Source organism: Dyadobacter sp. CY356, assembly GCF_021440195.1.
GTDB lineage: Bacteria > Bacteroidota > Bacteroidia > Cytophagales > Spirosomataceae > Dyadobacter.
In genome coordinates this window covers 136,422-152,196 of sequence record NZ_JAJTSZ010000010.1, presented here as the reverse complement: position 1 = coordinate 152,196, position 15,775 = coordinate 136,422, and the positions used below count along the sequence as shown (strand labels likewise).

At 39.8% G+C, this 15,775-nt stretch carries 14 protein-coding genes; 3 read left to right on the top strand and 11 right to left on the bottom strand.

All coding sequences use genetic code 11. From position 1 onward, the window contains the following. Positions 1-9: 9 nt before the first annotated feature. From LXL81_RS25690 to LXL81_RS25675, 4 genes are all read right to left on the bottom strand, one after another. Entirely contained in the window at positions 10-1,506 is a 1,497-nt protein-coding gene (locus LXL81_RS25690) for a hypothetical protein (protein ID WP_234650326.1), read from the bottom strand. A 21-nt stretch (positions 1,507-1,527) separates the two neighbouring features. Further along, the gene (locus tag LXL81_RS25685) at positions 1,528-1,899 is read right to left on the bottom strand and encodes a hypothetical protein (RefSeq protein ID WP_234650324.1); all 372 of its coding nucleotides are present in this window, start codon (positions 1,897-1,899) and stop codon (positions 1,528-1,530) included. Between the two features lie 5 nt (positions 1,900-1,904). Continuing rightward, positions 1,905-3,164, bottom strand: a complete 1,260-nt coding sequence (locus tag LXL81_RS25680; protein ID WP_234650322.1) for a hypothetical protein — start codon at positions 3,162-3,164, stop codon at positions 1,905-1,907. A gap of 289 nt (positions 3,165-3,453) precedes the next feature. Continuing rightward, positions 3,454-4,476, bottom strand: coding sequence for an alkaline phosphatase D family protein (locus LXL81_RS25675; protein WP_234650320.1), 1,023 nt, complete (start codon positions 4,474-4,476; stop codon positions 3,454-3,456). A gap of 203 nt (positions 4,477-4,679) precedes the next feature. Here LXL81_RS25675 and LXL81_RS25670 point away from each other — a divergent pair, with 203 nt between their 5' ends. Beyond that, a complete protein-coding gene (locus tag LXL81_RS25670) occupies positions 4,680-5,780 on the top strand; it encodes a DNA alkylation repair protein (RefSeq protein ID WP_234650319.1) in 1,101 nt (366 codons plus the stop codon). A gap of 10 nt (positions 5,781-5,790) precedes the next feature. On the opposite strand, the gene LXL81_RS25665 is transcribed toward LXL81_RS25670, so the two are convergent. From LXL81_RS25665 to LXL81_RS25655, 3 genes are all read right to left on the bottom strand, one after another. After that, positions 5,791-6,309 (bottom strand): hypothetical protein, encoded by a 519-nt coding sequence (locus LXL81_RS25665; protein ID WP_234650317.1) that lies wholly within the window; start codon positions 6,307-6,309, stop codon positions 5,791-5,793. Positions 6,310-7,234: 925 nt separating this feature from the next. After that, complete coding sequence (gene tnpA, locus LXL81_RS25660; protein ID WP_234650315.1) at positions 7,235-7,696, bottom strand: IS200/IS605 family transposase; 462 nt, start codon at positions 7,694-7,696, stop codon at positions 7,235-7,237. Positions 7,697-8,042: 346 nt separating this feature from the next. Then, positions 8,043-8,450: a response regulator transcription factor gene (locus LXL81_RS25655; protein ID WP_234650313.1), complete on the bottom strand. Its 408-nt coding sequence runs from the start codon at positions 8,448-8,450 to the stop codon at positions 8,043-8,045. 434 nt (positions 8,451-8,884) lie between these two features. Here LXL81_RS25655 and LXL81_RS25650 point away from each other — a divergent pair, with 434 nt between their 5' ends. Both LXL81_RS25650 and LXL81_RS25645 read left to right on the top strand, forming a co-directional pair. Next, on the top strand, positions 8,885-10,759 hold the full coding sequence (locus tag LXL81_RS25650) for a tetratricopeptide repeat-containing sensor histidine kinase (protein WP_234650311.1): 1,875 nt from the start codon (positions 8,885-8,887) through the stop codon (positions 10,757-10,759). Positions 10,760-10,885: 126 nt separating this feature from the next. Continuing rightward, positions 10,886-11,308 (top strand): hypothetical protein, encoded by a 423-nt coding sequence (locus tag LXL81_RS25645; RefSeq protein ID WP_234650309.1) that lies wholly within the window; start codon positions 10,886-10,888, stop codon positions 11,306-11,308. A gap of 58 nt (positions 11,309-11,366) precedes the next feature. Here LXL81_RS25645 and LXL81_RS25640 read toward each other — a convergent pair whose 3' ends face one another. The 4 genes from LXL81_RS25640 to LXL81_RS25625 form a co-directional block, all read right to left on the bottom strand. Next, positions 11,367-12,749: a glycosyltransferase gene (locus LXL81_RS25640; protein ID WP_234650307.1), complete on the bottom strand. Its 1,383-nt coding sequence runs from the start codon at positions 12,747-12,749 to the stop codon at positions 11,367-11,369. After that, on the bottom strand, positions 12,746-13,387 hold the full coding sequence (locus LXL81_RS25635; RefSeq protein ID WP_234650305.1) for a hypothetical protein: 642 nt from the start codon (positions 13,385-13,387) through the stop codon (positions 12,746-12,748). Before LXL81_RS25635 ends, LXL81_RS25640 begins: the two co-directional genes overlap by 4 nt. Before the next feature lie 120 nt (positions 13,388-13,507). Next, positions 13,508-14,275 (bottom strand): hypothetical protein, encoded by a 768-nt coding sequence (locus LXL81_RS25630; RefSeq protein ID WP_234650303.1) that lies wholly within the window; start codon positions 14,273-14,275, stop codon positions 13,508-13,510. 552 nt (positions 14,276-14,827) lie between these two features. Next, on the bottom strand, positions 14,828-15,700 hold the full coding sequence (locus tag LXL81_RS25625) for a TIM barrel protein (protein WP_234650526.1): 873 nt from the start codon (positions 15,698-15,700) through the stop codon (positions 14,828-14,830). Positions 15,701-15,775: the final 75 nt, after the last annotated feature.

Genomic DNA, 15,775 nt, shown 5'->3' with positions numbered 1-15,775 from the left:
GCTGTAAGATTAGATCATGGATGGAAGTGCTTCCAGTTTTTTGTAGCACTCCATAGCAATACGGTTGAGCAATTTGAAGAAACGTTTATCCTGATCCGGTATACTTTTCTTCAGTTCGTCTTCCAGTTTCCCAAGTTCGGTTTTCAAAAATGCTTCTGAAATGCCCGGCTTGGTTACGATCCCTAAAACTTTTTTTACTTCAATCGGTTTTTCCCGCACCAACGCATTCAAATCCTGCGTCAGGTTGAAAGGCTGAAAAGTCCGCTCGTTACCAGACATTTCTACCAGCCAGTTTTTATAATGTACTGAAAAGAATGCGGTAAGATTCTGATAAAATTCATTGTTTGAATATTTATCAGCGAGATTTAATTCCTTGTAAAACGCCTCATTACGGAACTCAGGCAATGTTTCCAGATAAATTTTCATAGCGTAAGTCAGCAGCGTAAGCGGCTCCATCACTGTTTTTGCCGTATTTGGATAAAAATGCCTGATATCAATAACCTGATCTTCTTTTTTAATACCAAAATCAAAATACTGCGTTTGACCTTTGGATGCAAAATTTCCATCCGGTTTATTCACGAAGTCGATAATCGCAGTCGCGCCAATTAATTCTATCAAATGTGCGCTGTTTTTCTGTTCAATACCACCCTGTTTGTTTTCATATTGTTTCAACGGCCGGTCCCACAACTGGTAGAAACAGTTAATTTTTCCGTTCAGATATTTCAGATAATAAGAAAGTGCAGCCTCTGTTTTGGAATTAAACATATCCGAGTTGATCGCACTTTTGCTATCGTCCGTCACGTTGAAATAAGGCATCACCGTGAGCGCACCGTATTTATTGCCACGCAGTTTTTCTTCCTGTTGCAGCAGTTTCACCAGCTGCGGAAAGCCGGAAGAACCGGTTCCGCCAAAAATGGAACTGACAATAAAAATCCGGTCATTTTCACCAATGCTTTTTAATACAAACTTGAATTCTTTGGTATTCGCCAGGTTATTAAAAACAACAGAACCAATGTTTGGATTTCCTTTAAAACCCTGATTAAGTTTCAGATTGAGTTCAGTATTCGGATCGTCGTGGCCGGAATTGTCATATAGTGCTTCCAGCAGATCCATATTGATATCACCTACCAGCTCGCCTCTCGGATCAAGATATTCGATGAACGACTTTTCAAGATTTTCAAATTGAAGCTGAAAAGAATCATCCAGACCTTCTGAATAATCGTTTTCATTGGTAATAGAACTCAGCGTATTCAGGTTCGCATTGAAGAAACCATCTCGAATTTCTTCGGTATTGCTGTAACCGTGAGAACGGATGTATTTGTAAGTTTTGAGTGCTGCCAGTGCCCGGCTTGTATCGGCATTATCAGCATCCACATCGATGATGATGGGAATAATTTTATTGGTATCATTAAGTTTTGTACCTGCGGCAAGCAGCATTGTCAGCGATCGAACAATCCTCGCCCCTGTTCCTCCAATTCCAAAAACAAACGTATTTCTTGTAGGCATAATTTGTGCTAAATCGACGGGTTAAAACGGAGTGCGTTTGGCGAAAATTGAGAACCTTTTCAAAAGGATTGAAAAAAGTATGTAATAAATAAACGCATAGAGCGTGTTGACCATTGCAAAAGTGTAGAAGAAAGAATTCTCTTCCTCCTCTGTAACTGTCTGCGCATGATTATAGGCCAGGCCAAAGGCAATGATCAGTAAAATGATCATTGTGATGACCCAATGCACGGTTTTATCCCATACCGGCCTCGCTCTGCCCAGCACGATGTAGAACACAACGGCAAACGCAAATGCGAAAACCAGCGTAAACAGGCCGACAAAAGGGTAAATATCTGACGCAAAAATGGGATCCGGATTTTGTCCGCAAAGCAGCTCATAAAGAAATTCAAACATGGAAGCTATTTTTTAACAGGTATTGAAATGTGAATAAAGTTATCATTTGAGTTTTCATAAGCCTCGCGAACGCCATCGATCAGGTGCTCGAATGCGAAGGTTTTTCCGGGAATAGAATCCAGATTTCTGTCGTCCATGATAGACATTGCCTTATATCCATTGTCATAAACCAACGGAAGTTTCAGGTCGATATTTCCTTTGTCTTTGTAGATATCAGAAACTTCTATGACGATCACGTGCGTATTATTTTCCAGAAATTCCTTCTCTCTTGGCTTTAAAACGGACTTGTCAAGATCCTTGGTCAATAGAATATTTTTGATCTTAAATTCCAGATTTTCAGATGAAGTTTTCAGGTGTTGGGTCAAATAATCCGGTGCACTGATCGAATTTGGCAGCGCAGACAAATCTACGGCAATAGCAAATGTGGAAGGTTTCTTTTTGATTGCTTCCAGATCAGAAATGCTCTTATCCTCAGCTTTCCAGTTTCCCACTCTTTCATAGGTATAGAAAGTTTCGAAATCTTCAATGGTTTTGTCAAACAATCCAAAGTTGAGATCCAGCACAGGTTTGAAATTATTCAGATCAGCCAGATTTTTGTTGAATTTGCTGACCAGTTCTTTGTTGCCGATCACCCATAAATAATACGGTCTTTCCTGCCCATCAAGCTTCAATTTCGTATTCTGGTACGTGTAATAATTACCATAAAACGCAGAATTGAACCCGTACAAGGAAGCCGAAATGTTATCTCTTTTCAATTTCAAAAAAGTAGATTTTACCAACGCTTTCAGTTCTCCCGGTGCTTTTTGTTTATTGATTTCGGAATTCGTTTTAATCACATTATCCGGATAGGACAAAATACAGTCGGATACAAAAAGCGAAATATCATTGGAATCAGTCTTACTGGCGATCATTTCCAGGATTTTGTGCATCTCCGAGCTTTTCTCACCTGCAACTTTTGTTGTAGAAATCTCCCGTATAAAATCTTTTGTGGAGCCTTTATATGGCGTTAGTGAATCAGCAACGTAGTAAATTTTCAGAGGTCCTTTTCCAAAAGATTCCTTTCCTTCGATATCAACAAGAAGATTTGGAATGTCTTTTACAAATTGCGTAGAGCCGCTGAAATAACCAGCCATACTGGCTGAGGTTTCCATAAAAAAGTTAATCTTGCCAACCTCCTTAACAGGTTCTTTTTCTTCCTTGTGCTCTTTTTTCGAGCAGCTGACAGCAAGGAATAACAAAGCAAGCAAATAAAAATATTTCTTCATCGATTATAATATTGTATTGAGGCTAATTGGTCACCAATATAAAGATATTTGTTGGTTGCGTCCTACATTTATTCGTTTGAATGCATTCAAAGCGGATAAACGGGCAAAACGCGACAAATTCCTGAATTAGTACGAACAGATGTGTTGATTATTATAACAGGGCCAGTCTTCAAAAACATCAATAAAAAAATCGTCACAAAAACCATAGGAATATGGGATTGTGACGATTATAACTTTGAGGTTAGTTGGCAGAAGAATACCTTAACCACTAAAATGCACTATAATACCTTTAAAACTTAACCTCCTGAACCAAATAAGTTTCCGAATTATCACCATTAATCTTCACCTCAGCTTTCAGCGGTTTTGCTTTCCAGTCGATTGTGATCAGGCCGTAGTTCAATTTTGCTATCATTTCACCTACGCGGTATTTATTTGGTTCCTCATGCGGTTTTGAAACGTGGGTTAGTCCGCTGCTTGTGATGTCGTAAAGATCATAATTCAATCCGGGAACCTTCACTTTTGAAATTTCAGCGATATGTCTGTCGCCGCTGATCAGCATCGCTCCTTTTGGTTTGGTTTTGCCAAGCAGATCTAAAAATCGTTTCCGGGCAACCGGGAAATTCGCCCACTTTTCATATGGATGTTCATCAACAATGAACTGAACACCGCAGCCGATTATATGCACATCTGCATCCGAATTAGTCAACTGTTTTTCCAGCCAGGCCCACTGCGCCTCGCCCAACATATCGCCCGATGGATTAGGAATATTATCCTTGTCTTTTTTCATCAACGGATCACGGAAATAACGTCCATCGAGCAAAATCACCTTTACGCGCTGCCCTTTCGGACCATATGTATTTGAAGAATACCCGCCTTCCTGCGTACGCAACGGGCTATTTGCCGGCACATCCATAAAATCCAGCATAAGCTGCTGACTTTCTTTACGTTTCGGGTATTCCTTGCCGCCGTCATTTACACCAAAATCATGGTCGTCCCACACGCCGATTATTTTGGTCTGACTGCGTAGCTGCTGATAAACGGGATTTGATTTTTGCTTGTCATATTTTGCTTTCAGCGTATCCATACTTTCCGAGTCGCCGTAAATATTATCGCCCAGCCAGATCCAGACATCCGGTTTTTGGGCCACGATATCATCCCAAAGCGGCTGCGGACGTTTCTGATCGCTGCATGAACCGAAGGCAATGGTTGTAACTGCTTCTGAATTGGCGGATGTAGTTTTTGTAACTTTCGAAGTCTGGCAACCGGCCATTGCCAGGTACGCAAAAAGACAGGAAGTAATAATTTTTTTCATGAGGTGAATTTGTTAGAGGCGCAAAAGTAAAAAATCTTATCGCTCTTTAATTGACTTCACGATTTGTTCATATTAGGTCCTGACCGCCTTATCCGATAACCCGAAACTTTCCGCTTTAACGTTATGATGATTAATTTTTCCCTGTCACACTTCTAAAATCTAAACCTTAACTTTGGTGGCACAATCAACAAACCATACCTTCCATGAGCCTGATTAAAGATATATATTCCCCTGCTTTTTATGATCGTTTTGCTGATGTGATGGAACAAACCGTTCCGGATTTTGACAAAAAGGAATTTATCAGACAAATTTTTTCCGATGCATTCAAAACGATGGAATGGAAAGAGCGGATGAAACATACGACCCGGGTTTTTCATGAATTTCTTCCCTACGATTATCCTGCGGCAATAAAGTTAATTGAAAAGATCATCAGCAAATTGCGTCAAAATAATACAGGCGAGGACAGCCTTGCTTATATTTTCCTGGCTGATTATGTGGAGGTATATGGACTGGATGATTTTAAAACTTCTGTGAAGGCACTGGAATTTATCACCCAGTTTATCAGCTGTGAGTTTGCTGTCAGACCGTTTATCTTAAAGTATGGTGATAAAATGATTGACCAAATGGTACTTTGGTCAAAACATGAAAATCATAAAGTGCGCAGATTTTCAAGCGAAGGCAGCCGGCCAAGGTTACCCTGGGCGATGGCGATTCCGGCATTGAAGAAAGACCCAACTCCACTCCTGCCACTTCTGGAAAATCTGAAAAATGACCCTTCTGAATTTGTAAGACGAAGTGTAGCCAATAACCTCAATGATATCGCCAAAGATCATCCGGATGTTTTACTTTCTATCGCGAAAAAATGGAGGGGCGGCAGCAAAGAAACCGATGCGATCATCAAACACGGCAGCCGGACTTTGCTGAAACAGGGACACTCAGAAATTCTGGAAATTTATGGTCTGGATGGAAAAAACCTGAACGTTTCAAACCTGAAAATAGCGACGCCGGAAGTCAAAATCGGAGATAGTCTGGAATTTTCATTTTCTATTACAAACGAAAACGACAGTAAAAGAATGGTAAGGCTTGAATATGGAATTTATTATATGAAGTCCAAAGGGCACCTGGCCAGAAAGGTGTTTAAGATCAGTGAAAAAGAATATGAAGCCGGTGTTACAATCAACATTTCAAGAAAACAATCATTTAAACTGATTACCACGCGGACTTTCTATCCTGGCCTGCATCAGCTTTCGATTATTGTGAATGGGGAAGAAAAGGCGGATCTTGATTTTATGATTACAACTTGATTAGAAAAAATTATAAAAGCAGCTGATTAATCAGCTTGATCTTTTTCCAGGATTGATCAGGTTGTTTTTTGAAGATAATGGTAACCATCCCGAAGAGCGTTGAATCATAGGGAGGGCCATCATCCGGATAAACGAAAGTCTCACTATTGTCATTATCGTATATCTGGAAATAAATAAAAGCATAATTCCCGTTCGTAGTAAAAACTGGCTCGGAAGTCATGACATAAAACCGCTTAATATTCTTACCTGAACTTACGGTCGAGTAATTTTTACCTTTCAAACTGATTTTCTTCGACTCCATTGCTCCGGCTCTTTTCCGCAAAGCAACCCGCTCTTTCATGGGAAATAATCTGGAAATTAATGGATCCCGGTATAGATAATCGGGATCATAACTTTCATGCACTTCACCCCGTTCCTCCGCGGTTTTCAATCTTTTATTATACTCTGACCAAAATATATCCGACGGCCAGCCTCTTGTTTTATCCAATAAATAAATGTGCTCTGGCTGGATGTTTTCCATTTCACTCATAATGGTGAAATTGGTGGGGTCTGAGAAGGTTTGGTGGTAGATTTTTTGGGTGGGGGTTTGGGGTTGGAGGTGGAGGGTTAGAATTGCAATGATAAGGATTTGGAGGAATGCTTTCATTGCTGTAATCATTTTTGATTAAGTCGACTCCTTGATGCTAATTGGTGCCAATTTATGCTCAAACATCGCTAAAACCTGATTTACCTTTTAAAGATTCAGATTTTCTTTCGCCTGCTCTATTTTCCGGACCACAGTAAGCGGAACGCCGGCACGTTCCGCAAATTATTTTTCCTGGATAAGATTTACTTTGATCTTTGCAGCGTGGCCGGATGCTTTGTTTGAAAAGTGAGTGACGCAAGTGATCCGTCAAAAGTTGTAAACCACGTGCAGTTAATCTACCTTTAACATATATCTTCCCGTCTGTAAAAAATACTTCTTCAAGGTATTGGGTTAATTTATTCCAGCCAGCCTGCTTAATCGCAGGAGAAATGAATTTTGTACAGATATCACGTTCGGAGAGTAATTTTTGGTCATTCTCAAACCAACGGAATAAATTCCGTTGCTACAATGTCTGCCATGCCTACGGCATTTTTGATTTCGGCTTGTTCATTTCCCCAAACCAACGGAATAAAATTCCGTTGCTACAATGTCTGCCATGCCTACGGCATTTTAGATTTCGGCTTGTTCATTTTCCTAAACCAACGGAATAAAATTCCATTGCTACAATTTCTGCCATGCCCACGGCATTTTTGATTTCGGCTTGTTCATTTCCCCAAACCAACTGAATAAATTCCGTTGCTAAAATGTCGGTCCGGGCCGCTCAGCCATGCCTACGGCATTTCTACGTAAAAGGGCCTTAGGCCCGACCGACATTGTAGCGCAGGGTTTTAACCCTGGGCAACTGAGGCAACGCGTCCGTTACGGCGCTTCATTCCAAATCCCCAAAAACATATCGTTCATCAAAATCAACGCCAAATTTCACAAGCATAGCAATATATTCTTCCCGGAACGCCTGCTTTTTGTGATGCTCTTCCTGATTTTGGACGTATTTGTAAACTGCGTCGATCTGTGACTGGCTGTATGTAAAAGCACCATAACCCTCCTGCCACTCAAAACGATGTGGCAACAATCTCCTTTCATTGATCCATTTGGAAGATTTGGCTTTGGCATTCTGCATGACATTTGAAACCGAAGCGGTTGGCTTTAATGCAAAGAAACAATGCACGTGATCTTCTACTCCGTTTATGATAATCGATTTGCAACCTGTCTCTGTAATAATATTCCCAATAATTGTAAAAAGTTCAGCCTTCCATTTTGGCTGAATTAAGGCCTCGCGATATTTGACTGCGAAAACGGTCTGGACGTACATTTGATGATAGGTGTTTGCCATGATGATTGGAATTAAATTCTGTTATCTAACTTTCTGTTAGGACAATCAGAAATTAATTGGGTCACTATGCTATGAAGTCGTACTTAAGGCATTTTTTTTAATGATTATCAAATCATCATTTCCAACGGAATGAATTCCGTTGCTACTACGTCAGCCCGGGGCGCGTAGCCGTACTAACGGCACTTTGGGTAGAGAAGCCATATGATCCAACCAGCCTATTCCGTAGAAGTCCATTTACCCCATTTATTTCCCAACTTCCAAAAACAGTCTGCTCTCAATAAACAACCTCATCCAAATTCTAATCAGGAAGTGTGCTACTGCCAAACCAAGAAAACCAATTCAAAAACTACTCCACAAACTTAACTTCCCTCTGTCCCCAAATCCTGTTAATTTCCTCAATGAGCTTTTCTGTAATATCGCACTCCTTAGTCACAAAGGCTACTGCGCCGGCTGCCATGATTTTTTCCATTGACGACGGGTCATTTTTGTTTGAAAATGCTATGATTTTTACATCGGGCCAGTTCGTCCTTAAAATTTCTGCGGCTTGAAAACCATCCATCACGGGCATTTCAATATCCAGAATGATGATATTGGGAAGCTGCTTTGCCTGGCGCATCTTGTCAATACATTCCTGCCCATTTTCCGCATCAAACACGACCTCTATATCATGATTGGCCAGCAGAAAAGCGGTAAATGTCCGGACCACATTACTGTCATCAACTATGGCAACGGATGGTTTTAACGAGTATTCCATATAAGAGTGAGATAATTTTCAGATACCAGTTTAGCTTCAAAATATTTGTTAAAACTTTTAAGAGTACTATGCCTACGAATTGACAGGGCTGTTAGATCATTTTTAGATATAGAATTTATACTATAATTATTCTTAAAATTGGACTTCATAGGAAATTTTAGGGTATAAAAATAGAATTTATTTGACAAATAATAACCTGAACAACAGTTATTTGTAAGTCAAAAACCGAATGAATGTTTATTGATTAATCATGTCGGTTAAATTTTAATACGGTTACTTACAATAGTTGATAAACTATTTCTCTAAAACTTTCCTCCATTGTCCGGTATTATATCATTTACATTTCGTAGAAATGAATCGTTTTTTCGTTTTACAGCGTTTATTTCATATTATCAATTCTACTACTTTGCATTGTAACCCTATTATAACCCTTAATGAAAGTTATTGCCATTTTTATTTTATTCACTTTTATACCTTTTCCGGCAAGTGCTCAGGTTGAAAAAATCCGTAAGTTTCAAAAAGATCTACCATCCATAAAGGACAGTACGCAATACATCGATCAGCTCAACAGAATATCATTGCTGTTTTATGAGCAGAATGCTGATAGTACTTTGTTTTACGCATTGGAGGCAAGGGAAATGTCGTATCGTCATCAATATCCGAAAGGACTTGCGGATGCAACCAATAACCTGGGCATTGTGTATGACATCAAGGGCAATATTCAGCTTGCGCTTCGCTATTATAACGACGCCTATAATCAATATACTGCGCAAAAAGATTCTTCCAACATCGTCCAGACGCTAATGAATATTGCAACTGTTTATTTTGTCAGTGGCAAGGGAGAAAAGTCTGTTACCAACTTTGATAAGGCATTACGTCTGGGAAACCAGATTTCTCATGACTCGATAACGGCATTGGTTATCTATAATTATATCCTGAGCTATCCGGGAAAATTTACGGATAAAATGAAAGCCGGACTCATTGAAAAGGCGGACAGAATTTCTGATAAATATCATGACGTCCGTTTGAAACTGGCTGTGCAGCAGCTAAGAGCTAATGATTTGATCGCCGGCAACAAGCCAAAACAAGGTATTGAATTGCTGGAAAAAACGCTTGGACAGACGCTGGACAGGCAGCTTTATTATTTGAGTATGGATATCCTGATGGATCTCGGCGACCATTATTTAGTTAGGGATCAGGAAAAAGGTATTGATTATTACAAAAAGGCACTTGCAATTGCAGAGGAGAAAAATTACCGTATGTATGCAAAGGATGTCAACAAGAAATTATACGAGATTTATTTAGACAAACACGACGACCGCACCGCATTTATTTACAGTCAGAAACTACTCCGGCTTTTTGAGCGACAAATAGAAATCGACAGAATTTCGGGGATAGATTATATTGAATATGCAGTCAAGGATCAGGAATTGATATCTGCACATTTAAAAGCCGAATATGATGCCAGAAAGCTGTGGCTTGCCATCGCCGTTTGTATACTCACGCTGCTGAGTATTGTTTTCCTGTGGAGAAACTGGAAACTGAGCTCCAAAACAAACAGTATTTTAACCCTGCAATATCAGCAGTTGAAATCTACCTCAGCGGCGTTGGAGGTTAGTAATCACAACTATGCAAAACTTATAAAAATGGTGGCGCACGATCTCCGCAATCCGATTGGTGCAGTCAGCTCATTGTCAACACTTCTCCGGGACGAATCGCTCAGTTCGGAAGAAAGGCAGGAATTTGTAGAATTGATTCAGGAATCCAGCAATAGCTGTCTCCGTTTGATCAGCGATCTGTTAAAGACTGATTTTAGTTTTAATGAAGCAGAATTAAAGAAAGAAAAAATCGATCTTTCAGCTTTTTTACGGCAGGCTTTAACACTTCTGAATTTCAGAGCCGGTGATAAAAATCAGAAACTGGTTTTGCATGATACAAAACCTGCCACGGTTACAGCCGATCGTGATAAATTGCTGCGGGTATTAAATAATCTCATCGTCAATGCAATTAAATTCAGTCCGGAGGGTGAGACAATCCAGATCAGTACTTCCAGATCGAAAGAAGGCGTTACAATTTCTGTAAAAGACCGTGGGCTCGGCATTCCAAAAAGTTATGCGGAGAAACTTTTTGATCCTTTTACATCATCCAAACGTGAGGGAACTGCGGGAGAGCAGCCTTTCGGGCTGGGATTATACATTTCCAAACAAATTGTGGAAGCGCACCGCGGCAAAATCTGGTTTGAAAGTGAAGAAGGAAAAGGATCTGTTTTTAACGTGTTTTTGCCGAATGACAATTCGGTAAATTCCTGAAATCAGGTCTGAAAAGATAAATTCCGGGATCTGGTTGGAATACTTTTTATACTTACCACTTAACCACTTGCGATTTTCAAATCATACCGTTCTGTCCATTCAAAGTTTCTTTACAGTTAAAAAAATATGAGATTACTATTCACTTTAATACTTATCGCACAGAGCCTTGTTGCTTTTTCTCAGACTACTGCAAGTATTGGTTATTCAACATTGATTGGGACATGGAAGGTATTGTCAAAAATAGAGATTAAAAAATCGGATGGACAGGTCATCGGGCAAAACCAAGAAGTATACAAACCTGACGAAAAATTCTTTGAATTTTCGCAAAACAGTACGGTTACCATTAGCCAGGAATTTGGTAAACACAGCGAAAAACTTCCGGTAAGTATGAAAGGAAAAAATCTCTACATCGGGAAAATCAAAAAAACCAAAATCCCCTATCTTGTCAGATATGATGGAAAGCTTTTGAAACTTGCAAAAACAGAAGGAAAAATCAAAAAAGGCAAAACGATTCTGGAAACGGAGGAGGTTATACTTGAAAGAAAATAGTGATCAATATGATAAAAACAGCTATACCTGCATTATCATGTAATAACTTTGAAATCGCTTAAACAAATTTGATTTTATTCAATGCAAAAAAGGTCATTTTTAGTAGCAGCCAGCCGTGTTTAAATCTTGATATATTGGTTTCTCCATAGGTACGGGCTTTGTAACGGATCGGGACTTCAATAAATTTAAGATTAAGTTTGGCAGAACCAAAAATCAGATCAAAATCACCAAACGGATCAAATTCGCCAAAGTAAGCACGATTTGCGGCGAGTTTCAGATAATTTTCACGGCTCATTACTTTTGTCCCGCAAAGAGTATCTTTGAGGCTTTGTCCGAGTAGCCAGGAAAAAGCCATGCTGAAAAATTTATTTCCAAGTAAATTTAAAAACCGCATAGCCTGATCTTCCATCGGGTATACAAGGCGGGTCCCATTGATATACTCTCCTTTCCCGGAGGCGATTGCGTTAAAAAATTTGGGCAACTCTTCCGGTTCAACTGTCATATCTGCATCCAGAATCATCAATACATCACCCGTTGCTATACTATATCCATTTCTGACAGCGTCACCTTTCCCCTTACCATCCTGCTGAATCCATTTGATGTCGTAAAATTCCTTGTAATAGGTTCCAAGCCGCTGGATTTCGGCCCAGGTATCGTCAGTAGAATTTCCTTCCACAAAAATAATTTCAGTGTGTTTTCCCATCTGCGGAGTTCTGCGGATAAGCGCTTCGATGTTGCCTTTTTCATTCCGGGCAGGAATTACAACACTGACGCTTAATGCATCAACGGGCCTGGACATTTCATTCTGGCTTCTGGCCACCAAACAAGTGATCAATCCCAGCGCATTGAATAAAGGCAGATTACCAACATATTTATTCAGAAATGTTGAAATAAAGGGAATGTATTTTGGAAAAATTGTCTTTTTGTAATTGTCTATCACGTCAAATCCTGCCAGTTCCAAAAGGTTAGTAATGTCTCCTATATCCAGCCAGTTCTGTCTTTTCTGGGGCATTTTCAAGCCAAGATTTTCAGCCAGGTTCAACACAGGCCGCCAGATAAAGTTGGTTGAAGTAATAACCAGACGGGTTTGCGGATTACAGACTTTCTGGACCTGTTCAAATACATTTTGAACATCATTAAAGCTGCCGACCGTGTCACTGATCAATACATAATCGAAAGTTTCATCCAGAGAAATATCCTCAGCATCCATCAGATGATAGGCATATCCGCTCCGTTTTTCCTTTGCATAAGTGAGCATCTGAAGTGACATGTCTATACCTACACCGCGTGAGGGCTTCAACTGCTCCAAAAGAAAGCCCGTGCCGCAGCCAATTTCCAGTACGGAAGACCCTTCCGGGATTATAAATCTAAGATAGGTAATCAGACATTTGTAGTAATAAGCATTTTTGCGGATCCAGGTTTCCCGTTGCTCTCCACTCATTTGAAATGTTGGTTGTACCATTTTGAATCTGCCAGAATTAGTAGTTGTTGATTAGGAATGACATTATATCCTTTACGGGGAAAGCGGTAATAGCTCACTTTACCGATCTTGTTTTTTTCATAAACATAGAGCAGAGGCCGGCGAAGAAGCCTTTCAGTCTTCTCCTCAAAATTCCATGAGCCGGGATAAACGTTTTGGAAATAGGAAATATATTGGTTGGGAACCATCACGTCGGAACCTTCGGGAAGCTTTTTTGCAAGCGTATAAAGCTCATGAGCTGTACCAGCCGGATAAGGCATTAGTCCTAGTCCGGTTTTTATAAAACCGTTTGCTGCAATTCCGACACTGCGGTAATCTGAATCGATACTAAAATGATGTGAAACAATGAAGGAGCCAAAAATAAACTGAAGAGTAAGGCCTGTAAGGATCAGGCTCAATGAGTGTACAGAAGGTATTATACCTGCCCGGGCAAACCGGTAGCTTAAAAATATGTAAGAACTCAAAAGAAAAGCCCACAATCCACCAATCCTGGGCGGATAAGAAACGCTCAGATAAATGGTAGGAAAGTAATATAACGTTTCAAAAAGATAAACAACAAATAACAGACTGTAACCAGCGGCAAGTATCGTAAGTATCACTCCTTTTCGTGGTGATGATTTGAGCCAGATACTAAATGGAAGTAATCCGATAACAAAAGTTATAGCACCAATCGCCACATATAAAAAAAAGTACAGAGCTAATTTGGCCGGCGTTGCACTTTATCCGATACGCGTTAGCGCTACTCCCAACCTGCTGGGCTGCGGCCCGTTCAAATGAGAGAGCCACCACATGCTCAGGCCAAATAATACCAGACAGACCGTGGTAATAATTACATTTCGTTTGTTGATAAAATAATTTATCCAGGGCTTAGACGAATCGGCAAGAATGAGATCCACCACTGAACAAAACAGTAACAAACTACAAATGAGAATATTGGAAGTCTCTTTTACCAGAAAAGTAAGCAGTAGCCAGACAATGGCCAGGGCATATTGCCGTTTGGCAAGACTTAGCGCAAGAAGCGCCATCAACGAAAGAAAATAGTGCTCAGGATGCCAGCCAAAATAATCAAGATAAATGAAATAGCCCATCGGGCCAAAAACAAAAAAGATAACAGCCAACCAGTTTGATGTCCAGAATGGGCGGCCAAACTTACTGAAACCACCAAACCACTGCCAGAAAAGCACTCCAAAAAGGCCTAAATAGGTAAGAAACAATCCGTAAATCCCTGTGAATCTGGTCAAGAAACCTGTGAGCAGAATAAAGTAATAGTTGTGCTGTCTGGCATGATGTCCGTAAAAGTTATCATAAAGTACGGGTCGCTCTTCGAGCCACCCTCTGCTCAGCTGCAAAGCCAGCATGCCATCTGTAAATTCTTCCTGATTACTTTGAAATTGAAAGACTTTAATAAAAAACCAAACCAGACTACCCAAAACAGGCAGAAATAGTAAGAAAAGCATTTTAATCCGGTGCTGGTAGTTTTCACGCATAGATGAGATATTTCATGATCTGTCGGGAGTCTGCACATAACTATAAAAAGCCATACCGATGCAAGCGATTTTTAAAATCGCAGGGCAAATATTATGACTTTTCAGGTTGTTGACTTATAAGAAACGAATGTAGAGAGAATCGTTTCGACTTTCAAATCAGAAAATTTTAATATACCATCACCTTTATACGAGCATCGTTTAAATTTAAAATCGCAGAGAAAACAGCTCTTTAAATTTGCGTAATCAAGAGAGAATATAATTAAAGCATTTATAACTTTCAATCGTCAGTGATAAACGTCGTATTCAGAGATGTAATGTGAGACAGCTTATTGTCGGATTGTCATTTAAAATGTATTCTATGTATAGAAAAAGGCTTCGTGAAAATACATGAATACATTTCTCCGGGCCAAAGATTTTTAAATATGTGTTTTTTATTAACCGGTATTTACTTGGGATAACTAAACGGTAATTTACAGGCCTTTATCTTTTCTGGTGAGAAAAGTACACAACAATTTATAATCCAGGCAGTTATTAAAAGTATACCTCCCGAATTTAAATCATACGATCAAAAACTTTCCGTTGTTCGATCATCGAATTCAATTTATCGTCGGGATTGGTGTGACATTCCAAAAGAACCCAACCATTATAATTCATTTTAGTAAGATTTGCGAGAAGATCTTTATAAGGATAGTCAGTCCTATCCAGTTCCCTCACATGACAGGTATCACCGAAATATTGTTTTACCAGATCAAAATTGTACTGAAAACCTTTTCCATTTAAATCCTGAGGATTGCAATTCCAGCAAGTTTTCGCATTCTTATGATCCGCATATTCCATAATCTTCCTGATATTGGGGAGCTCCTGTGTTTCCTCACCATGCACTTCCAGCCTTAATTGCTGACCGAGATCTGCCGCATACCGGGCAAGTTCATGCAGTGACGCTCCGATCTGCGCCAGTGTTTTTTCAACCGAAACTTCCTTATGCAGTCCGTTAGGTTTTACTTTTACGCCCGATCCACCCACATCTGCACTTAAACGAATAAATTCCTTTGTCCGCTCAATAGACGCTTTCAGCTGATTTTGATCAGGATAATCGTATTGCTGGTTAGTACCGAGTCCAATTATTTTTACCGGACTGTCCGAAAACTGTTTTTTCACTTCTGCTCTTTGTCCGGCATTCAGGTCCGGCATCACTTTATGGGCGTGCTCAACCCGCAATTCTGCTCCGTGAATGTCGGCAGCCGTACAATTTTTAATAATCGTGGCAATATCCCAATCCTTACCCCACAGATAAGTGACAAATCCCAGTTTAATTTCATTTTTAACCGGCAGACCAAAGTTTGCCAGCACGTCAGCTGATATCATGGACGCCCCGGCTAATAAAGAAACTTCTTTCAGAAATGTTTTTCTATCAATAAACATAATGGTAAGTTTTAGATATGGCAGATTGAAAGATAAAAGGCAGATCCGGCCCGGTCGCTACTCTATAAATTCAATACA